This is a genomic window from Cryobacterium sp. MP_M3, assembly GCF_015752155.1.
Classification (GTDB): domain Bacteria; phylum Actinomycetota; class Actinomycetes; order Actinomycetales; family Microbacteriaceae; genus Cryobacterium.
Genome location: NZ_JADOVI010000010.1, coordinates 20,273 through 40,497, shown reverse-complemented (window position 1 = coordinate 40,497; position 20,225 = coordinate 20,273). Strand labels below are relative to the sequence as shown.

General features: G+C 69.9%; 20 protein-coding genes. 5 read left to right on the top strand and 15 right to left on the bottom strand.

Annotation, left to right across the window (positions count from 1 at the left end):
- Positions 1 to 171 precede the first annotated feature (171 nt).
- Entirely contained in the window at positions 172 to 1,833 is a 1,662-nt protein-coding gene (locus IWX89_RS12290; protein ID WP_196903850.1) for an HNH endonuclease signature motif containing protein, read from the bottom strand.
- 230 nt (positions 1,834 to 2,063) lie between these two features.
- Between IWX89_RS12290 and IWX89_RS12285 the strand changes: the two genes are divergently transcribed.
- On the top strand, positions 2,064 to 2,723 hold the full coding sequence (locus IWX89_RS12285) for a hypothetical protein (RefSeq protein WP_196903849.1): 660 nt from the start codon (positions 2,064 to 2,066) through the stop codon (positions 2,721 to 2,723).
- A gap of 22 nt (positions 2,724 to 2,745) precedes the next feature.
- Positions 2,746 to 3,198, top strand: a complete 453-nt coding sequence (locus IWX89_RS12280) for a DUF2269 family protein (protein ID WP_196903848.1) — start codon at positions 2,746 to 2,748, stop codon at positions 3,196 to 3,198.
- Here IWX89_RS12280 and IWX89_RS12275 read toward each other — a convergent pair.
- A complete protein-coding gene (locus IWX89_RS12275) occupies positions 3,179 to 3,685 on the bottom strand; it encodes a MarR family winged helix-turn-helix transcriptional regulator (protein ID WP_196903847.1) in 507 nt (168 codons plus the stop codon). The genes IWX89_RS12280 and IWX89_RS12275 overlap by 20 nt on opposite strands.
- 45 nt (positions 3,686 to 3,730) lie before the next feature.
- On the opposite strand from IWX89_RS12275, the gene IWX89_RS12270 reads away from it, so the two are divergent.
- Complete coding sequence (locus tag IWX89_RS12270) at positions 3,731 to 4,630, top strand: EamA family transporter (RefSeq protein WP_307836540.1); 900 nt, start codon at positions 3,731 to 3,733, stop codon at positions 4,628 to 4,630.
- Here IWX89_RS12270 and IWX89_RS12265 read toward each other — a convergent pair.
- The 9 genes from IWX89_RS12265 to IWX89_RS12225 form a co-directional block, all read right to left on the bottom strand.
- On the bottom strand, positions 4,575 to 5,636 hold the full coding sequence (locus IWX89_RS12265; protein WP_196903846.1) for a hypothetical protein: 1,062 nt from the start codon (positions 5,634 to 5,636) through the stop codon (positions 4,575 to 4,577). The genes IWX89_RS12270 and IWX89_RS12265 overlap by 56 nt on opposite strands.
- A complete protein-coding gene (locus IWX89_RS12260; protein ID WP_196903845.1) occupies positions 5,637 to 6,866 on the bottom strand; it encodes an aminotransferase class V-fold PLP-dependent enzyme in 1,230 nt (409 codons plus the stop codon). It lies immediately after the preceding gene.
- Positions 6,867 to 6,890: 24 nt separating this feature from the next.
- Complete coding sequence (locus IWX89_RS12255) at positions 6,891 to 8,408, bottom strand: multicopper oxidase family protein (RefSeq protein ID WP_196903844.1); 1,518 nt, start codon at positions 8,406 to 8,408, stop codon at positions 6,891 to 6,893.
- On the bottom strand, positions 8,408 to 8,698 hold the full coding sequence (locus IWX89_RS12250; RefSeq protein WP_196903843.1) for an SHOCT domain-containing protein: 291 nt from the start codon (positions 8,696 to 8,698) through the stop codon (positions 8,408 to 8,410). The genes IWX89_RS12255 and IWX89_RS12250 overlap by 1 nt, the downstream gene beginning before the upstream one ends.
- Before the next feature lie 101 nt (positions 8,699 to 8,799).
- On the bottom strand, positions 8,800 to 9,762 hold the full coding sequence (locus tag IWX89_RS12245; protein WP_196903842.1) for a F510_1955 family glycosylhydrolase: 963 nt from the start codon (positions 9,760 to 9,762) through the stop codon (positions 8,800 to 8,802).
- 13 nt (positions 9,763 to 9,775) lie between these two features.
- Positions 9,776 to 10,438, bottom strand: coding sequence for a DUF305 domain-containing protein (locus IWX89_RS12240; RefSeq protein WP_307836539.1), 663 nt, complete (start codon positions 10,436 to 10,438; stop codon positions 9,776 to 9,778).
- Positions 10,439 to 10,481: 43 nt separating this feature from the next.
- Positions 10,482 to 11,009 carry a hypothetical protein gene (locus tag IWX89_RS12235; RefSeq protein ID WP_196903841.1) on the bottom strand — a complete coding sequence of 176 codons (528 nt, stop codon included), beginning with the start codon at positions 11,007 to 11,009 and terminating at the stop codon, positions 10,482 to 10,484.
- 166 nt (positions 11,010 to 11,175) lie between these two features.
- Positions 11,176 to 11,733, bottom strand: a complete 558-nt coding sequence (locus tag IWX89_RS12230; RefSeq protein ID WP_196903945.1) for a gluconokinase — start codon at positions 11,731 to 11,733, stop codon at positions 11,176 to 11,178.
- Between the two features lie 34 nt (positions 11,734 to 11,767).
- Positions 11,768 to 13,174, bottom strand: a complete 1,407-nt coding sequence (locus tag IWX89_RS12225) for a GntP family permease (RefSeq protein ID WP_231383232.1) — start codon at positions 13,172 to 13,174, stop codon at positions 11,768 to 11,770.
- A gap of 274 nt (positions 13,175 to 13,448) precedes the next feature.
- On the opposite strand from IWX89_RS12225, the gene IWX89_RS12220 reads away from it, so the two are divergent.
- Positions 13,449 to 14,198 (top strand): FadR/GntR family transcriptional regulator, encoded by a 750-nt coding sequence (locus IWX89_RS12220; RefSeq protein ID WP_196903839.1) that lies wholly within the window; start codon positions 13,449 to 13,451, stop codon positions 14,196 to 14,198.
- A 15-nt stretch (positions 14,199 to 14,213) separates the two neighbouring features.
- Here the strand turns inward: IWX89_RS12220 and IWX89_RS12215 are convergent, their stop codons facing one another.
- Positions 14,214 to 15,500, bottom strand: coding sequence for an ATP-binding protein (locus tag IWX89_RS12215; RefSeq protein ID WP_196903838.1), 1,287 nt, complete (start codon positions 15,498 to 15,500; stop codon positions 14,214 to 14,216).
- A gap of 178 nt (positions 15,501 to 15,678) precedes the next feature.
- Entirely contained in the window at positions 15,679 to 18,285 is a 2,607-nt protein-coding gene (locus tag IWX89_RS12210; RefSeq protein ID WP_196903837.1) for an excinuclease ABC subunit UvrA, read from the bottom strand.
- 346 nt (positions 18,286 to 18,631) lie between these two features.
- Here IWX89_RS12210 and IWX89_RS12205 point away from each other — a divergent pair, with 346 nt between their 5' ends.
- Positions 18,632 to 18,808 carry a hypothetical protein gene (locus IWX89_RS12205; protein WP_196903836.1) on the top strand — a complete coding sequence of 59 codons (177 nt, stop codon included), beginning with the start codon at positions 18,632 to 18,634 and terminating at the stop codon, positions 18,806 to 18,808.
- A gap of 84 nt (positions 18,809 to 18,892) precedes the next feature.
- Here IWX89_RS12205 and IWX89_RS12200 read toward each other — a convergent pair whose 3' ends face one another.
- Both IWX89_RS12200 and IWX89_RS12195 read right to left on the bottom strand, forming a co-directional pair.
- The gene (locus IWX89_RS12200; RefSeq protein ID WP_196903835.1) at positions 18,893 to 19,441 is read right to left on the bottom strand and encodes a helix-turn-helix domain-containing protein; all 549 of its coding nucleotides are present in this window, start codon (positions 19,439 to 19,441) and stop codon (positions 18,893 to 18,895) included.
- 8 nt (positions 19,442 to 19,449) lie between these two features.
- Positions 19,450 to 20,118 (bottom strand): cyclase family protein, encoded by a 669-nt coding sequence (locus tag IWX89_RS12195; protein ID WP_196903834.1) that lies wholly within the window; start codon positions 20,116 to 20,118, stop codon positions 19,450 to 19,452.
- Positions 20,119 to 20,225 lie beyond the last annotated feature (107 nt).

Here is a 20,225-nt window from a genome sequence, read left to right as displayed (position 1 = left end):
CGCTCCTCGCCTCGGCTGCCGTTCTGTTCAGACTCTGAGAGTAGCTCAATGGGGCAGGACGCCCAGGGCAGAGCACGGGTAATGCGCGCGGTCGCGACGCGGGCTGACTGGTGCTCGATCCGGTCGAGACCCTGCCCCCGGTGGTCGAGCTGGTCGAGCTGGTCGAGACCGTCAGGGGCGGTTGCGGACGAGGCGGGTGTTGGTGGTGCGGGTGCGGTTTTGGTTGGCGGGGTGCCAGGTTTGGGTGGGGTCGTACCAGGGTGGCGCTTTGACTTGGGGGGTTCCGTTGACCATTCGGATGATCCAACCGGAGGTGTCGATGGTGTGGTGGTGGAACCAGCAGAGCATCACACCGTTGTCGATGTCGGTGGGTCCGCCGGCGGCCCAAGGGATGACGTGGTGGAGTTCGGCCCAGTGGGGTGGGCAGGTGCAGCCGGGGATGATGCAGCCGCCGTCGCGGGCGGCGATGGCGCGGCGTTGGGCGGGGGTGAAGAGGCGTTGTTTGAGCTCCAGGCGGAGCACTTCCTGGTTCGGTCCGAAGAGGATCTTTTGATAGCCGCCGGTGCAGATAAGTTGCTTCACGGTGGTGAGCGAGACGGGGGCGTTGACGCCGTCGACCCAGCCGACACCGGTGCCGGTGAGGAGATCGGTCGCGTTGACGTGGACGAGGATGGTGGGGGCGGCGCCGCCCAGGGTGGGGGTGGCCGGGTCTCGGGCGGCCCGGTCGAAGAGGGCCCGGACGATGTCGGCGCGTTTCTCGCCGCCGGTGCGGTCGTCCCCAATCCCGGCCGGCAGATCATCCCGGGCGCTGTCGGCGCCGCAGTGGGCTTGCTGGTCGGCACCGGCCGGCTCGGGCGGTTCGGTGCTGGCGAACCTGGTGTCCGTGCTCGTCGGGTCGGGGTTGGGCAGGCCTTGTTCGGCGTGGGTGGGGAAGGTGGGGGTTGACCGTGCTGGGTTTGAACGAGCGGAGAGGTAGGTGTCGAAGAGGACGGTCATGATGCCGCGTAGTTCGGGGGTGACGCCGCCGCGGAGGGGGTAGAGGCCGTCCGTGAGAGCGCCGAAGCTGATCGTGCTGCGGGCTTGCCGGATGGGTTCGGTGGGGGCGGTGCCGTCGGGGTCGAGCCGAGCTTGCCATTGGAGCACGATGCCGCGGATCAGGTCGGTGGCAAACGCGAGACCTTCGCCGGGGAGCCCTTTAGTTTCTTCGGTGATCGCTCCGGTTGCGCAGGCGACGAGGGCGCGTTCGGCGGTGTGCAGGTCGTCGGGGGCGACCCGGGTACTGATGCGTTCCAGCCCGGTCACGATCACGTCCGCTGTCTCCACGCCGAGCTTCCCGGCGGTGAGGGCGGCGGCGACGGCCGGGTAGAACGGCGGCATGATGAGGCCGGCGCCGGTGCGGGGCGTGACGAAGCCGCCGAGTCGGGTGCGGCGTTTGGTTTCTTTGACCGAGATTCGGGTGGCGCGGGTGATTACGTCCACCCCGTCCCGGCACCCCAGGCTGGCCGGCAAATCGGGTTGGGACTTGCCCGGTGGGATCCGGACCGACCGGACATCAACCTCGGACGCGGTCGCGATCCGGGCCGCATCGATACTCCGGCCCAGGTCCTCGACCGCGGCGAGCACCGCGACCGCGTCCAGATCACTCAGCCGGGCCAACGGCACCGCTGCCAGCTCGGCCGTGAGGGCCATCTGCAACGCGGCCAGCCGCCGCACCGGAGAGAGCTCCACGACGGCGTCCGTGCCCGGGAAGGCTGCGGCGGCATCCGCAGCGATACCCACCTCAACGGTTGGACCGGAGGCGGTCGTGGCTCTGGGATCAGGGGTTCCTGCCATGAACTGAGAATACCACACTTCGAACATACATGCGAGTATTGTTCAAGTCATTATGTTGAATAGTCGTATTTAATGTTGCCAGGTCCTCCCGGTGGCCGACACCGTTTCGGGGATACGCCCGCGATCCGCACGGGCGGGAATCGACATGATCGACCACCGGGAATGCGGGCGCGACCACCGGTTGCGGGCAACGAGCTACGCTCGAATGCAGGCCAGCCAGGGAGAACACCGTGACGCACTCGTATCCGCTCTATGTGGCCATCCGCGCCCAGTGCTTTTGCTGCCGGTCGCTGCAATCCTTCAACTTCACCTCTGCAAGCGACCAGGTGGTCTGTTCGTTCTGCCTGCACCACCTGGGCGACGAGAAGGCCGAACGCCGCGACGCCGACCACGTGATGCTCTGGGTCGGCGAGTACGCCGACCTTCAGGACGTGCACCGGAAGTCCGTCCAGAAGTCAGAGTCCGATCTGGCCGAGCGGGACGCGACGATCGCGGAACTGGCCGGGCAGGTCGACGAACTTCGTGCCCTGGTGGCCGGTGAGTTCGACCGTACGGTGAGCGGAGGCATCCGCGGCGTGCTCGAAAGCGATCTGGTCAGGCGAGCCGAACGCCGGAACGACCTCGGCGGGCGTCAACTCGACTGGGCGATGGCGGTGATCTGGCGGGTCGGGATGCTGCACTCGGGCGACCCGGCGAAACCGGGCTTCTGCACATGCGGGCGCAGCATCCCTGCCTGCGCCGACGGCCGGGCAATCGACCCCCAGCGGCAGGCCGTGCGCGACTGGGAGAAGAAGAACCTCGCCCTGCTTGGGGCCGGCAAGCGCCACGGACTCCCCGACGACCACCCGGCCGTGGCTGCCCAGCGCAGCGTGGGCGACCGGGGTCGGTAGCGCAAAGCAATACGCTGAAGCCATGGATACTCTGTTCAACACCCTGCACATCGTCGCCGCGGTCTTCATCGTCGGACCGATGGCCATCCTGCCGATGACCGCCATGCGTTCCATCCGTGCGGGGGAGGCCGGACAGGTGGCCACCCTGGCGAAGTCGGTCAACCTGTTCACCCTGTTGTCGATCGTCGTCGCCTTCTTCGGCTTCGGCGCCCTCGGCGTCTCAGACCCCGAGGACGGATTCTCCTTCGGCTCGACCTGGGTGCTGCTCTCGATCGTCGCCTACGCGATCGCCCTGGCGATCAACCTGTTCGTCGTCGTCCCGGCCATGCGCCAGGCGGCGGAGGCCATCACGGCCACGGCCGGGACGACGGCACCCGACGCGAAGCCCGCCGGTTACTCCCGGGTGGCGATGGGATCCGGGATCTCGTCGCTCCTGCTGGTCATCGTGGTCGTGCTCATGGTCTGGAAGCCGTAGCCTCAGCAAGGGATTCGGCCAGCGCCTGGAGCAGCGTCGCGAGGGCGGCGCGCTGGGCGTCGGTGAGGCCCGCGAGCATCCGCTCCTGGTTGGCGACGTGATCGGGCAGCGCCCGGTCGATCAGCGCGCGACCCTCCGGAGTGAGGGTGACGACGGTGCCTCTCCCGTCGGCCGCGCTCGGGCCGCGGAGCACGAGGCCGTCCCGCTCGAGCCGGTTCAGCCGCTGCGCGATGGCACTCGAGGTGACCATGGCGCTCCGCTGGATCTCGGTGGGGGTGAGCCGGAAGGGTTCCCCGCTCCGGCGCAGCGTAGCGAGCACGTCGAAGGACGCCGCGTCGAGCCCGTGGGCCGCGAACGTGACGCCGAGGCGGGAGTCGGCGAGCCGGGCCGCGCGGGCGAGCCGGCCGAGCACGGCCATCGCCGACACGTCCAGATCGGGGCGCTCGCCCGCCCATTGCTCGAGGATGCGATCGACGTGGTCTGCCATGGGACGAGTCTAGCTTTTTCCTAAGCGCTTAGCTATTATGACTTAGTGCTTAGCAATCGATGGTGGATGGTGGCGACGACCATGGTGGCCCCGATCTTCTGGGGAACGACCTACCTGGTCACGACCCAGTTTCTCCCGCCCGACCGCCCTCTGCTGGCCGCGACCCTGCGCGCGCTGCCGGCCGGCCTCCTGATCCTGCTGATCACGCGCAGGCTGCCGCGGGGCGCCTGGTGGTGGAAGTCCCTGGTGCTCGGCACCTTGAACATCGGCGTGTTCTTCGCCCTGCTCTTCCTCGCCGCCTACCGGCTTCCCGGCGGTGTCGCCGCGACGATGGGGGCCGTGCAGCCGCTGCTCGTGACGGTGCTCGCGGCCCGGATCCTGGGTGACCGGGTCACCGGGCTGAGGGTCGCGGCGGGGATTGCCGGGGTGTTCGGGGTCGCCCTGCTCGTGTTGCAGGCCACGGCGCGGCTGGACCTGCTCGGGGTGCTCGCAGCGCTCGGCGGCGCGGCCGTGATGGCCGTGGGCACGGTGCTCGCCAAGCGGTGGGGGCAGCCGGCGCATCCGCTGGTCAGCACGTCCTGGCAACTCCTGGCCGGAGGGCTCGTCCTGGTGCCGATCCTGCTCCTGGTCGAGGGGCTCCCGACGGAGCCCCTCACCCCGGGCAACCTGGCCGGCTACGTCTACCTCGCGGTGCTCGGCACGGCGCTCAGCTACACGCTCTGGTTCCGGGGCATCCAGAACCTGCCGGTGGCCTCCGTCGCCTTCCTCGGCCTGCTCAGCCCGGTCGTCGCGGTCGCCTGCGGCTGGGCGCTCCTGCAGCAGCCGCTCAGCCTCGGCCAGGTGGCCGGCGCGGCGATCGTGCTTGCGGCGGTCGTGGCCACGAACGCGGTCAGTCCAGGTCGCCCACCGGGACGAGCCCATCGTGCCGGCGCCCGTCGAAGATGATGGTCGGGATCTTCACGGTGTGGATCCGCTCCTCGACCAGTGTCTTGTTGTGGGCGATCACCCGGGCGACCTCGGCCGACCCGGCGACGGATGCGACGGTGTCGACCTGCGCCGGGCTCAGCCCGAACTCCTGCGCCCAGTCCTGGAGCAGCGCGGTGGTCTCCGCGGAGTCCGCTGAGTTGATCGCACTCTGCCAGGACACGCCCTTGTCGTTCTCCTCGGTGTAGATGCGCTTCAGGATCTGCCAGTCGACCGGGGTCTTCGCGCCTTCGAGCGGGTTCAGGCGCAGGGCCTCGAGGTACTGGGTCACCAGGAGCGAGTTCGGGAACTTGTAGCCCGTCGCCGACTGGATCGGGAAGGCGATGTAGCTGAGGTTCTGACGCTCGGCGAAGCCGGCCTTCTCGATGTTCTGGAACAACTGCAGGCAGTAGGTGCAGCCGGGGTCGATGACCTCGAGCGCCGTCTCCTTCTTCGCATCCAGGGCGTTCAGGTAGGTCGCGTTCGCCGGCAGGTACTCCTTCGCGTCCCAGTTCTGCATCCGGGAGGGGATCGCGGAGAACGTCTCGCCGAGCCGCACGAAGTCGTTGCCGAAGGCGCCGACGATGTCCCAGGCGGCGATGGATTCGCCGAAGGTCGGGGTCTGGTCGGGGATGGAGCAGGCCTCCGCGCCCAGGCTGCAGGAGGCGGAGTCCTGCTTGTTGCAGGTGCCGTAGACGTAGAGGTTCGCCGCGCTCTCGACGACGACGTAGCCGCTCCAGATCGTGGTGAGCACGACCAGGAATGCGACCACCTCGAGGGCGACGCTGGCGGGCCCGACGAGCCCGGGGCGGCGTGCCGCGAGCGGCGCGAGCATGTGGTCCTTGAGGTCCTGCTTGAAGGTGGTGTCGCAGGGGCGGAAGGTCACCCGGCGCAGGGTGCAACTCGCCGCTTTCGCGAGGTAGCGCCGGTAGCGCGCCGAGATGGCGGCCATGAACAGGAGAACGATGAAGGCGGCGATGCAGAACACTTAGGAGAGGCCTTTCATGAGGCGCGCGAGGGCGTCGTGCGCCCGGTCGACGTCCGCCGTGGTCGAGTGGAGTCCGAGCGAGAAACGCAGTAGCGGCGGCAGGCCGAGCCGTTCCTTCAGGTAGTGGTGGGCGCAGAAGTAGCCGCTGCGCGCGGCGATGCCCGACTGGGACAGGAAGACGGCCAGGCGGTGCGAGTCCTGCTTCGGGGCGTAGACGCTGATCACCGGGCTGGCCGCGGCATTGACCATGGTCAGGCCCGGGATGTCGGAGAGCGAGTCGAAAAGCCGCTCCGACAGGGCCGAGACGTGTTCGGCCGGGGGCCGCCCGCCGGGGCGCACGGTGCCGAGCCAGTCGGTCGCCTGGCGGAGGGCGATGATCTCGGCCCAGGCCTGCAGCCCGGGCTCGAGGAGGGCGCCCGGGTCGTTCGGCAGCAGGTCGTAGGAGTCTTCACGGACATCCGCGACCATGCCGCCGCCGACGAAGGAGAGCTCAAGCGAGGACAGCAGCTCGCGCCGGGCGACGATCACACCCAGGCTCGCGCTGTACATCTTGTGCGCGGAGAAGCAGATCGCATCCGCGTCGGTCTTCTGCAGCAGGGCGCGCTCGTGCGCCATCGACTGCGCGGCATCGAGGATGACGATGCCGCCCCTGGCGTGGGTGTCGCGCACGAGCTCGGACAGGTTGGTCAGGAGCCGGCCGTCGATGTTCGAGGCGGCGTTGACGACCACGATCGCGCGTTCGAGCTGGGCGGGTTCGTAGAGCAGGGCGCCGTCGGCGGCCCGGTCGAGCACGAGCCGGGGCACGCCGAGCCGTTTCGCCGCCGTCATCGTGGGCAGGAAGACCGAGTTGTGTTCGACGTGGCTGGTGACGACCCGGGCGTAACAGTCCTGCGGCAGTTGCTGCAACAGCAGGTTGAGGCCGAAGGTCGTGTTCAGGGTGAAGGAGACCGCGTAGTGCCGCCCCGACAGGCCGAGCAGTCCGAGCACGCCCTGGCGTGCCGCCGCGACCTCGTCATCGACGCGCCGGCCCCAGGCGTACTTCACCCGGCCGCCGCACGCGTTGTAGCTGGTGTAATACTCGGTCAGCGCATCGAGCACCGGCTGGGGGCGCAGGCTCTGGCAGGCGGAGTCGAGGTAGACCACCCCGGGATCGAGGTAGGAGAAGTCGGCGAGACGGCCCGTCTCGATCGGCTCCGGCGTGGCCCGCCGGAAAAGCCCGTTGTGTTTCATAGTCCTGATTCTTTCCGGCTCAGTCTAGGTGAGCGGTTGGCCGGCCGGACGAACGTCGATGACGCCCATCATGCCGTTGTCTTCGTGGTCGAGAATGTGGCAGTGGTACACGGTCTTCCCGGTGAATCCGGTGAACGCGATCCGCACCCGCACAGCGCTGCGGGCCGGCACGTTGACGACGTCCTGCCGGAGCACGGAGTCCACCGCCCGGCCGCCTTGGTTGACGACCTGCATCGGCCAGACGTGCAGGTGCAGGGGGTGGTCCATCGGGCTGGTGTTGGTCAGGGTCCATTCCTCGACGCTGTCGCCCTGCACGGTCGTGTCGACGCGCCCGCCGTCGAATTCGCGCCCGTTGATGGTGAAGCCCATCCCGCCTCCCATCCCGCCGCCCATGCCCATCGCGAAGACGAACTCCCGGCGGGCCGTCACGGTCGCGCCGCGGAGGTCGGCAGGCTTCGGCTGCCGGGGGATCGCGGGCAGTGCGGCGACGCCGGCGCCGGTGACCGTCACTGTGGCGAGGTCGATGGTCCCCTCCGTTGCCCCGGCGCCGTTCCCGCCCATCATCCCGCCCATCCCGGCGGTGCTGCCGCGGTCGTAGGCGACGGCACGCAGCACCGCGGCGCCCTGGACCGCGGTGACCCAGAGATCCGCGCGGTTGCCCGGCGCCAGCAGCACCTCCTCCACGCTCTTCGGGGCCTCGAACCGGCCGGAGTCCAGGCCGAGCAGGTGCAGGTCCTGGCCGTCGAGGCGCAGGCGCAGGTAGCGGGCCACGCAGGTGTTGACGATGCGCCAGCGTTCGCGTTCGCCCGACCGGATGCCGAGGGCCGGCTTCAGCTGACCGTTCACCAGCACGAGCTCGCCCTCGCGGCCGCGCATCCGTTCCGCCGCCGTGGCGCCGCCCAGGGTGCCCGACGAGTCGAGGGTGAGGTCGGAGATCACGAGCACTCGCTCGCGGGCCGCGGGGATCGGGTCGGGGTCTTCGACCACGATGGCGCCGTAGAGGCCGCCGGAGACCTGGTCGGCGACCACTCCGTGGTGGTGCGGGTGGTACCAGTAGAGTCCCGGCGAGTGGTCGGCCGGCAGCCGGTACTCGTAGTCGAACGAGTCGCCCGGCTCGATCATGACGAACGGGTTGTCGCTGTTGCCCTCGGGCGAGACGTGCAGGCCGTGCACGTGCAGGTTGGTGCGCTCCGCGAGCCCGTTGTGCAGGCTCACCGCGAGCCGGTCGCCGGCCCGCACGCGAAGGGTCGGGCCGGGGAGGCCGCCGTTGTAGCCCAGCGTCGTCGCGCTCCGGCCGCCGATGTCCACCCGGCCGGGTGCGGCATCCAGCGTCACCTCGAGCAGGCCGTTGGCGCTTCGCAGCTCGGCGGGCTCGCGCAGGGTGTCGCCGGGTAGCGCCCCGAAGGCAGAGCCGGCGGGCTGGACGCCGGCTCTGCCGGGGCCGTCCTGCGCGCTCCAGAGCAGGCCGGCGCCGCCGATCGCGGTGCCGGCCAGCCCCAGGCCGCCCAGGGTGAGGGCGGCCCGGCGACTGATCGGCTTCACTACGCGTCCTCGCCGAGAACCTGCACCTGTTCGCGGTACTGCTCGGCGGTGAGCTCGCCTTTCGCGAAGCGCTCGTCCAGAATCTGGCGGGCGCGGCTGCGGCCCTGCGCCAGCGGCGGCTGGGCTGCGGGTGGTGCCGGCGGAGTCTCCCGCCGGTCGGTCCCGCTGCGGTCGATGCCGCCGCTGAACAGCCGCACCAGGAGCACCACCAGCAGGGCGATGCCGGCCAGCGCCAGCAGGCCGAACAACCAGCCCCAGCCCATTCCTCCTCCTCCATAGCCCCACATCATGATCGGTCTCCTTTCGTAGTCGACGGTGCGCCTGTCGGTGTCAGTATGCCCCCGGGGGTAATTCCGGTTGCCGTGCCCGTGGGTGGCGTCTGGTTCATGGCTCAGGCCCCTGCCCGGACGAGAACGGTCCAGCTCGCCCCGAAGTCGTCGCTGGCGACGACGCCGCGCGTGTCCGCGGCGAGGATCCACGGCACGATGCCGCCGACGTAGCTGAGGGCGACGGGGGTGCCCTCGGTGCGGCCGCCCTTGATCCAGGGTCCGGCCGCGGAATCTTGATGCCAGACCACGCCTTCCGGGTCGATGCCGACGAGTCCTCCGCCGGTGCGTGCGTCGCCGACATCGATCAGGAACAGGGTGGGGGCGTCGGCGACCAGGCTGAAGCTGCGGCCGGCGTCGCCGCTGCCGACAAGCCCGTCGGCCGTGGTCGCGAAGACCTGGTCCGGGTTCGCCGGGTCGGCGGCGAGGTCTCGCAGCGGAACGGTTTCGCCGGTTGACCAGGTCGCGCCCGAGTCGTCGCTGATGGCCAGGGTGCCGTTGCCTGAGTCATAGCCGTACACCCGCAGCGCACTGCCTTGCAGGGGCACCGCGTCGAGATCGTGGAAGTCCGTCTTGCCCGTGAGCGAGAGCGGGGTCCAGGTCTCTGCGGCATCCGTGCTCGAGATCAGGCCCAGATTGGGCAGGGCGAGATCCGACGGTGCGTCGGGATCAGGATGCCCCGAGGCCAGCAGCAGGCCGGGCGCCGCGACCGTGAAGCCCATGACGTCGAGCACGCGCCCGGCGACCTGCGTCGGCTTCGAGATATCGGCAACCGAGGACCTGGCCGGATAACTGGCCGGGAGAGCGTCGGTCGGGATCAGCCAGACTCCCCGGTGGGTGGCCACGAAGGTCTTGCCGGCTGCGGCGTCCGTGCCGAGGCCGTGGATGTGCTCGAAGCCCTCGGCTGCGGTCGACCGGGCCGCCGGAGCGGCATCCGGGCTCGGGGCGCATCCGGCCAGGAGGATCGCGAGGCCGGTCGTCAGAGCGGCGGCACAGCCCAGTTTCCTGGTCCTGTGACAGGATTTCATCGTATCCCCGGCTCTAGAGCGTCGCGAGGAGGCTCGTCATGACGGCGATCTCCTCGGTCTGGGAGGAGACGATGGCGCCGGCGAGCGCCCTGGCGTCGGCATTCGTGCCCTTATCGAGTTCGGTGCGCGCCATCGCGATGGCACCCTGGTGGTGCGTGATCATCTGCTCGAGGAAGATCCGGTCGGCGTCCGCGCCGTCGGCGTTGTCGAGGGTCATCATGTCGGCGTCGCTCATCATGCCGTCGTCGCTGTGGTCCATCCCGGACATGCTGTCGGCCGAGGCGTTCCAGCCCGTCAGCCAGGATTTCAGCCGGACGATCTCGGGGGCCTGGGCGGCCTTGATCGTGGTGGCCAGCTTGGCCACCCGAGGATCGACGCCGTGCTTGGCCAGCATCCCCTCGCTCATTTCGACCGCCTGCTCGTGGTGCGGAATCATCATCTGGGCGAACTCGATGTCTGCCGTGGAGAAGGTCGCCGCCGAGGCGTCGGCCGTGCTGCTCTGGCTGGCCGTGGGGCCGGAGCCGGAGGTCGCCCCCGAGCAGGCGCTCAGGGTGAGGGCGGTCGTGAGCGCGGCCAGGGTGAGGAGGGGGAGGCGAGTGCGCGAGGTGCGCGGGAAAAGCTGCATGTTCGTGGTCCATTCGTCAGGGAAGAGTGCGAAACCGGTGGCCGTTGACACGGCTGATCCGCGCTGCCGGAGTGGGCGCGCGGGCGGGTTCGGTCTAAACGCGACTGATCGAGAGGAGGGTGAGGCTGGGGCGGTGCAGGTGGGCGGGAATGGCCCGGAACGTGTCGTTGACGAAGCCGCCGGAGGCGAAGACCAGGCCGGAATCGGACGGCTCGCTCGCGAGGACGGCGTTGGAGCCGACCACGAGCACGTCGGAGCAGGACATCGACGCCGTACCGCTGCCGCCCAGGGAGTTGTGCTCGGAACAGAGCGCGGGCTGGGTTGCGGCCGCGGCGAGGGTCATGGTCGGGCCGGTGCGCGTCGGATGTGTCGTCGGCCATGTGGAGGTGACCGGAAGCGCATCCGTCACCGGGTGTGCGGTCGGCAGGTGGTTCGCGCTCGCCGTGGGATGCGCGGCCATGCCGGTCGCTCCGGTGTCGGCCATGGAATGCCCGTCTCCGCCGGAGTGGACAGCGACGAGGCAGAGGAGCGTGGCGACCAGGGTCAGCGTGGCGAGGATCACAGCGCGAAGGCGGGGATGGTGCGTGAGTGACGGCACCGCGGAGGAGGCGACCTGGTTCATCTCACCTCCGCTCGTCCGGCACGGATGTGCGGCACGATCACCGGCCGGATCTACCGACGAGTATCTGCTCAGATTAGCCGAACTCGGCGGGGGAACCCTGTGAGTCACCGCCACGCACGAACGGCCCCGCGAAAACGGGGCCGTTCGTGCTTTGATTGTGTGGTGCTCAGGCTCCCTGGACCGGGACGGCGCGCCCGACCGAGGATTTCCCCGGCTCCGCGGCACCCAGGCTCGACGAGCCCGGCCGCGGCGTGAGACCGAGACGCCGCACGATCTCAGCGGCCTCCTCGGCCGGCGCGCGCCCGGCGTCGATCGTGATCGCCCGCTCGTCGGCGTCGGGCGCCTCGAGGGTCGCCACCTGCGAGTCGAGCAGCGAGGTCGGCATGTAGTGGTCGTGCCGGGTGGCGAGCCGACGGCCGATCAGGTCCTTCGACCCGGCCAGGTGCACGAAGATCACGTTGTGCTCCCGCAGCACGTCGCGGTAGCGGCGCTTGAGCGCGGAGCAGGTGATGATCCCGGGCACGCCCGCCATGGTGTGCTCGATGATCCACGACGAGATGGTGTCGAGCCACGGGGCGCGGTCCTCGTCGTTCAGCGCGTGGCCGGCCGACATCTTGTCGATGTTCTCCTGCGGGTGCAGGTCGTCGCCCTCCTCCAGGTCCCAGCCGAGCTGGCCGGCGAGGATGCCTGCCACCGTCGACTTGCCGGAGCCGGAGATGCCCATGATGACGAGGACGGGCTGCTGGTTCTCGAACACGCTAGATCACGATGTTCAGGAGGAGCACGCCGGCCAGGCCGGTGACGGAGATGAGGCACTCCATGATGGTCCAGGTCTTCAGGGTCTGCCCGACGGTGGTACCGAGGTACTCCTTGACCAGCCAGAAGCCCGCGTCGTTGACGTGGGAGAGGAACAGCGAACCGGCGCCGATCGCGAGCACCATCAGCGAGAGGTCCGTGCCGCCCAGGCTGGCGGCGACGGGGGCGAGGATGCCGGCGGCGGTGACGGTCGCGACCGTCGCCGAACCGGTGGCGACGCGCACGAGCGCGGCGACGAACCAGGCCAGGAGCAGCACCGAGATGCTGCTGCCGGCGACGGCATCGGCGATGACGGTTCCGATCCCGGTGTCGATCAGCACCTGCTTGAACCCGCCGCCGGCGCCGACGATGAGGAGGATTCCCGCGATCGGGGGCAGCGAGTCGGCGAGCGACTTGGAGACGGCGGCGCGGTCCATGCCGCCGCCACGGCCGAAGACGATCATCGCGTAGATGACGGCAAGGCCCAGGGCGATCATCGGGGTGCCGAGGAAGTCAAGTGCGGCGTTGAGCGGAGCGGTCGAGCCGGGAGCGGTGGCGTCGGCGATCGATCGGGCCAGCATCAGCACGACGGGGAGCAGGATGCCGGAGAGGGTGATCAGGAAGCTCGGGCGCTTGGTGCGCGTCTCGCCGGCGCCGAGGTCCTCGGTGGTGATGAAGAGGGCGGGCACCGGAACGGAGACCCAGCGGCTGGCGAACTTGCTGAAGACCGGGCCGGCGACGATGACCGTGGGGATGGCGACGAGAACGCCGATCGCGAGGGTGAGGCCGAGGTTGGCGCCGAGTGCCGTGACGGCGACGAGGGGGCCGGGGTGCGGCGGCACGAGGCCGTGCATGACCGACAGGCCGGCGAGGGCGGGGATCGCGATCCGGATGAGCGACATCCCGCTGCGGCGTGCGACGAGGATGATCACCGGGATGAGGAGCACGAGGCCCACCTCGAAGAACATCGGCAGGCCGATCAGGCCGCCGATCAGTGCCATCGTCCACGGCAGCGTGCGAACGCTGGAGCGGGTGACCAGGGAGTCGACGATCCGGTCGGCTCCGCCGGAGTCGGCGAGCAGCTTGCCGAACATGGCGCCGAAGCCGACGAGGATGCCGACGCCCGCCATGGTGCCGCCGAAGCCGGTGCTGAAGCTGGTGACGGCGGCGCCCGGTGCGAGTCCCGCGCCGGCGCCGACGCCGACGGCGCCGATCGCGAGGGCGAGGAATGGGTGGACCTTGAGCCAGGTGATCAGCACGATGATGACGGCGATGCCGACGATCGCGGCGATGATCAGCTGGGCGTCGCTTCCGGCCGGGGTGATCGGCACAACCGGCGCGGGCGCCGCGGTCGCAAGGGAAAGATACATCTGGGTGTCCATTCCGAGGCCGCGTCCCTGCGACCCCATCGTCATAAGTGGCGCACGGAGAGTCGTCCGGCCGGCTGCGAGTCCGGCATAGTGGGAGGAGACACCGTGCGGTAATAAATCTGATTAATCAGATAATTGAGTGTGGCATACGTCACGCGGTTTTGGGAAGAGCGACGGCGCAATTCGCCGCTACGATCGCGGGGACGCCGCAAACGATCGCCGACACCGGTCGCCGAACCGGGAGCGCCGCGAGCTGCGAGACAAGGAAGCACTGATGATCACTGGCGTTGGCCCCGGCTCCTGGCGCGAACGCGGGCTGCACGCCCGAGTGCTGAACTCCCTCGGCCAGGAGATCGTCGACGGCCGGTACGCGCCCGGGGACATCCTCAACCTGGATGACATCGCGGCAGCCTTCGCCGTGTCCCGTTCGGTGCTGCGCGAGGCGCTGCGGGTGCTGCAGTCGCTCGGCATGGTCGAGCCGCGCCAGCGGGTCGGAACGCAGGTGCTCCCACGCGAGGCCTGGGACCTGATGAATCCGCAGATCATCGTCTGGCGGGGCCGGGGGCCGGAATACTTCACCCAGATGCGGGAGATGCTGGAGATGCGCCTCGGGATCGAGCCGGTCGCCGCCCGGCTCAGCGCCCGGCTGATGACGGATGCCCAGCTCGTCGCCGTCGCCGAGGCCGCCGCGGCCATGGTCGCCGCCGATCTCGCCGGTGACGGCCGCCGGTTCCTGGAGTCGGACATCGCCTTCCACTCCCTGATCCTGGTCGGCTCGGGCAACGGCGTGATGGGCCACTTCGCCGGCACGGTCGCCGCCCTGCTGCGCACCAGGGAGGAGGAGAAGCGGTTCACCATCACCGAGTACACGCCGCCCTCCGCGCACCGGCACAACCAGCTCGCCGTCGCGCTCGCCGACCGTGACGCCGACGCCGCCTATCGCTGGTCGTACGCCACGATCGAGGCCACCCTGGCCGAGTTCATGCAGGAGGCGGGCGACGCCGCGAGCCGGCCGGGGGCCTGACGCCGCGCACAACCCTCACAGCCGGGCGAGCCGCTCGATGTCCTCCAGGAACTCGGCCGCCACCTGGGCCGACACCGTGGTGCGGGTCGACCGGATCGCCGCCAGGTAGTCGTCGGTGCCCGGGCCGCTCGGCTCGGCGTCGCTGCTGTCGTCGAACAGCGCTCGCTCCAGCGCCTGCTGCGAGGCCCGCCGGGCGGCGTACTCGATGTCGGCCGGGGAGAAGCCGCCGCTGGCCTCGACCAGGGTGGCCAGGTCGACGGAGTCCGCGAACGGCTTGGGGATATAGCCCTCCCAGATGGCCTGGCGGGCGGCGTCATCGGGCAGACCGATCGGGATGACGTAGTCGAACCGGCCGTGCCGCAGCAGCGCCGAGTCGAGGGCGCGGATGAAGTTGGTCGCGCAGACGAGCAGCCGGCCGGGCTGTTCCCGGAAGGCCGGGATGATCTTGAGCAGTTCATTGGTCACACCCTGCAGCGGCGAGGGCGGTTCGCCGCCCCGCTGCGCGGCGATCTCCTCGACCTCGTCGATGAAGACGACCGCGTGCTCCAGTTCGGAGATCTTGAGGAAGGTCTCCCGGAGTGCGCCGGCCAGACCCTGGGGGTCCCCGGCCAGCCTCGACGGGAACACCTCGACGAACGGCCATTCGAGCCGGGAGGCGATCGCCTTGGCGAAGGTGGTCTTGCCGGTGCCGGGCGGTCCGAAGAGCACCACGGCCTTCGGCGGCACGACGCCGTACCGGTCGGCCATGTCGGGCTTGGCGAGCGGCATGACGAGGCGGCGCTCGAGCAGTTCCTTCTCCTTGCGCATGCCCCCGACCCCGGCCCACAGGTCGCGGGGGAGGACGCGGCCGCCCAGCTCGCTGAGCGCGCGCAGACCCTCGCGCTGCACCGGGATGTGACGCTCGAAGTAGCGAAGCTGCTTCTTCACCTCGAAGCCGCGGTTGAGGAATGCGTCGACCCGGCTGGCGGTCTCCGGCATCAGGGCCGACAGCTTCGTGATCCCGTGCGGCGCCATCCTCGCCTCGAGGGCCGCGAGCATGGCCGTGCCGATGCCCTGGCTCTGCCAGGACTGACGGGTGGCGAGGAAGACGATCCAGCCCTGGGCGTGAGCGGCCCGGCCGACCGCGGCGCCGACCACCTCGTCACCGTGCAGGGCGACGACCGCGTGGTCCTTCTGGCAGGATGCCATGACCTCGGAGAGCCCGTACACCGGCTCCGTCTTGGCCGCCGTGATCTCCTGCCAGAGCTGCAGGATGCCGTCGAGATCGTCGGCATGGTAGTCCCGAATACGCCAACCGGTCATTGATGCTCCTTCGCGCCATGAGTGTGCTGACAAATCTAGGTCACCCGGGCGCGGGTCTCGCGCCCGGCATCCGTCGCCGCCGCCTGCCGGGGTGGAGTTTCTCGGACACGCCGGGCTGTTCGGGCGCGCGGCGCGGCGTGTGCGAGGTTTCTCCGATCGACCGCGCGCCCTCAGCCGGTCAGATGGCGCCGCCGTCGGCCAGCCGCCGGGCCAGGTAGGGCGCGGTGCGGCTCTCGGCGTGCCCGGCCACGGTCTCGGGCGGCCCGGAGACGAGGATGCGGCCGCCCGCGTCGCCGCCGGCCGGCCCGAGGTCGATCACCCAGTCGGCCGCGGCGACCACGTCGAGGTCGTGCTCGACCACGATCACCGTGTTGCCGGCGTCGACGAGCCGGTTCAGCTGGGTCAGGAGCAGCTGCACGTCGGCGGGGTGCAGGCCGGTGGTCGGCTCATCGAGGAGATACAGGGTGTGGCCGCGGCGGGCGCGCTGCAACTCCGTGGCGAGCTTGATCCGCTGCGCCTCGCCGCCGGAGAGCTCGGTGGCGGGCTGGCCGAGCCGGAGGTAGCCGAGGCCGACCTCGCGGAGGGTGCCGAGGCTGCGCGCGGCGGCCGGGACGTCCGCGAGGAACTCGGCGGCGGCGTCGACGGTGAGGCCGAGCACCTCGGCGATGGTGCGGCCGTTGTAGTCGATCTCCAGCGTCTCGGGGTTGTAGCGGGAGCCGCCGCAGGCCGGGCAGGGCGCGTAGCTGCCGGGTAGGAAGAGCAGCTCCACGGCCACCGAGCCCTCGCCGAGGCAGGTCTCGCAGCGGCCGCCGGCCACGTTGAAGGAGAAGCGGCCGGCGCCGTAACCGCGTGCGCGGGCCTCGTCGGTCGCGGCGAAGGCCGAGCGCACCGCGTCGAAGAGCCCGGTGTAGGTGGCCAGGTTCGAGCGTGGGGTGCGGCCGATCGGCTTCTGGTCGACCCGCACGAGGCGGTCGACGGCGGCCAGCCCGGTGATCCGGTCGACGGTGGTCGCGGCGGAGGCCGTGCCGGGGGAGACCGGGGCGGCGTCGTCGTCGGCCGCGGCGGCATCCGAGTCGTCGTCGGTGGCGCCGGGGTGCAGTTCGTGCCGCACGGCGTCGGCGAGCACCTGGCTGACCAGGGTGGACTTGCCCGAACCGGACACCCCGGTGACCGCGGTGAGAACGCCCAGCGGGAAGCTGGCGTCGAGGGCGCGGAGGTTGTGGCGGCTGATGCCGTGCAGGCCCAGCCACTCGGCGGGCGCCCGCCGGCTCGGCCCGGCCGGGGACGGGGTCACCGAGCCGGTCTCGGTCTCGCCGTCGGCCCCGGGGAAGAGGAAGCGACGGGTGACCGACTCCGGCACGTCGGCCAGGCCGGCGATCGGGCCGCTGTAGAGCACGGCGCCGCCCTCGGTGCCGGCCCGCGGTCCGACGTCGACGACCCAGTCGGCGTTGCGCACGACGGCCATGTTGTGCTCGACGACGAAGACGGAGTTGCCGGACTCCTTGAGCTGCTCGAGCACGACGAGCAGCGGCTCGGCGTCGGCGGGGTGCAACCCGGCCGAGGGCTCGTCGAGCACGTAGATCACGCCGAACAGCCCGGAGCGGAGCTGGGTGGCGATGCGCAGGCGCTGCATCTCGCCGGGCGAGAGGGTCGGGGTGGCCCTGGCCAGGCTCAGGTAACCGAGGCCGAGCTCGAGCAGCACCTCGATCCGGGAGAGCAGGTCGCGGGTCAGGGTGACGGCGACCTCGGTGGCCTCGCCGGATGCCGCATCCGGCCGGGCCGCGCCGGCCTCGGTGAGCGCCGCCGTGGGCCGGATGACCTCGGCGAGACCGGTCAGCGGCAGGGCGGCCAGCTCGGCGATCGACCGGCCGGCGAAGGTGACCGCGAGGGCCGCCGGGGTGAGTCCGGTGCCGCCGCAGAGCGGGCACGGCCCCGATTCCACGAACCGCAGCGCCCGTTCGCGCTGGCTCTGGCTCTTCGAGTCGGCGAGCGTGTGCATCACGTAGCTGCGCGCGCTCCAGAACCGGCCCTGGTACGGCTTGGCGATCCGGTCCCGCTGCGGAACGACCTCGACGACGGGCTGTTCCTCGGTGAACAGGATCCACTCCCGGGCGTCGGCCGGGAGGTCACGCCAGGCCGTGTCGACGTCGTAGCCCAACACGATCAGGATGTCGCGCAGGTTCTTGCCCTGCCAGGCTCCCGGCCAGGCGGCGATCGCGCCGTCGCGGATGCTCAGGGTCGGGTGGGGGACCAGCGAGCCGGCCGTGACGGTGTGTGCGATGCCCAGCCCGTGGCACTGCGGGCACGCCCCCGCCGCGGTGTTCGGCGAGAACGAGTCGGACTCCAGGCGCACGGCGCCGGCAGGATATGTGCCCGCACGGGAATACAGCATCCGGAGCGAATTGGAGAGCGTGGTGAGCGTGCCGACCGACGACCGGGAACTGGGAGTTCCGCGCCTCTGCTGCAGCGCAACCGCCGGCGGCAGCCCGGTGATCTCGTCGACCCGTGGGCTGTGTCCCTGCTGGATCAGGCGCCGGGCATAGGGCGCGACCGATTCGAGGAACCGGCGCTGGGCCTCGGCGAAGATTGTTCCGAACGCCAGGGAGGACTTGCCGGAGCCGGAGACCCCGGTGAACGCCACGATCGCGTCACGCGGCACGTCGACGTCGACGTCCCGCAGGTTGTTCTCCCGCGCACCGCGCACGCGCACGAAGCCGGTCAGGGCAGGGTTGGTCGAGTCGGTGGTCGAGCCGGTGGGGCCGGAGGTGCGGGGCTGCGTTTGCATCCGAATGACTCTAGCGGGCGCGGCTGGCCGATACCCGTGCACGGCCGCGGCGGAGGTATCATGGGTGTTGCGATCCCGTCCACTGATGGTGGTGGGTCGGTGGGACATCTCTCGTGCAGTCCGATGCCAAACCGTGACAATCTCGATCGTTCGTTCATTGAACAAGGCTCAGCGGCGTGCCGTTCACTTCACGTTTGAGACTGAGAGACCCATTGGCCGATTCCACGAAAAATTCAACGATCCAGTATGTTTCGGCGCTTCGATGGGCCGCGCTCAAGCGGGAGTTCGTCTCCCGGCAGGGTGCGACCAGCGGTGACCGGGACAAGGATCGGGACTGAGAGCAACAGTGGCTGACCCGTCCGCAACCGATGCGACGCAACCGTCGCCGGTCAATCAGGTGTCGTTGCCGCGCTGGGCGGAGCTCAAGCGCGCCTACGTCGCGCGGCAGGGCAAGGACCACGGCGGTTCCACGGCGGGCGCGGAAAACGCGGCCGACCCGGACCCGATCGCCCCGGAGAGCTGAACTTCCCGTCTCCTGCGGCTGAGTTGCGGAGAAAACACCCTCGCGCGCGCCACGAAGGTGCTTTCTCCGCAACTGAGCGTCGGTTCAGGGGGCGGGTGCCAGCATCCAGAGCACTTCGCACTCCTCGGCGGCTGACGCATTGCGCCAGGTGTGCGGGTCGCGGCCGCGGAAGGTCATCGCGTCGCCGGTCTCGAGGGAGAACGTCTCCTCGCCGATGACGATGATCAGGTTGCCGCGCAGCACGTAGGCGAACTCGATCTCCGTGTCGAGCACGTAGAGGTCCAGGCCGGCCGAGCCGCCTGGGTCGATGACCGAGCGGATGACCTCCACCTGGCTTTGGTTTCCGGGCGTCAACAGGCTCTCGGTGGCGCCCCTCCCGCCGAAGTTGATCGGCGAGCCGTGCCCCGCGCGCACGATCTGGGTCGGGGGCGCCTCGAACAGCTCGCCGACCCGCAGGCCGACGGCGTCGCAGATGGCAACCAGGGTGGCGACGGACGGCGAGACCTGGTCTCGCTCCAGCCGGCTGACGAATCCCTGGGTGATCCCGGCGCTGGTGGCGACGGCCTCGAGGGTGAGGCCTTTGCCCAGCCGCGCCGCGCGCAGCCGCGCGCCGATCGGAACCTGTCGCGCCATGGGAATCCCTACAGTTCGAGGTGCAGCGCCACCGCCCGGACCGGGGCGCCGTCTGCCGCTTCAAAGGCTATCGGTAGCAGCGAAATGACCGGTCCGTCGAAGTCGATCGAGGCGAGATTGGTGAGGTTCTCACTGATCACACCGCCGACGTCGGCAATGAGGTGGTGCACGGGGAATCCCTCGCCGGGGTGGGTCTCGTCGGGGGTTTCGTCGATGTTGATGGCGTCGATCCCGAAGGTGCGGATGCCGAGGCCGATCATGCGAGCGCACGCGCCCGCATCGAGAAAGGGATTGTCGAAGTACCGATCCGTGCCGTAATGCGTGCTCCAGCCCGTGTGCAGGAGCACGATCACGCCGGGTTCGAGCAGGTGGGCGACGGGTTCGATCTGTCGCCAGGTGATTCGTCCGCGAGCTCCGACCTCTCTGGCGTCGACGATGACGCCCGGCCCGATGAAGCGGTCGAGCGGCAGCTCGTCCAGCTTCGGAGCGGATTCGTCGAAATGGTACGGCGCGTCCACATGGGTGCCGGTCTGCGAGCCCATGCTCACGCTGAGCAGGTTGAAGCCGTCGCGCTCGATCGTGCTGTGCACGTCGAATACGGGCACCGGGTCGCCCGGGTAGACCTGCGTGGCGGTGTTCACGACGACCGAGAGATCCACGACGCTGTTTATCTTCATAGTCAAAAACTATTGCATGAGAGTCAAGTCAGCGGCTAGTGTCTACCCAACTTGTTCCGAGCCCCCGCTTCTCCCATCGCGCAGCGTCATCCGAGACCCCGAAGGTC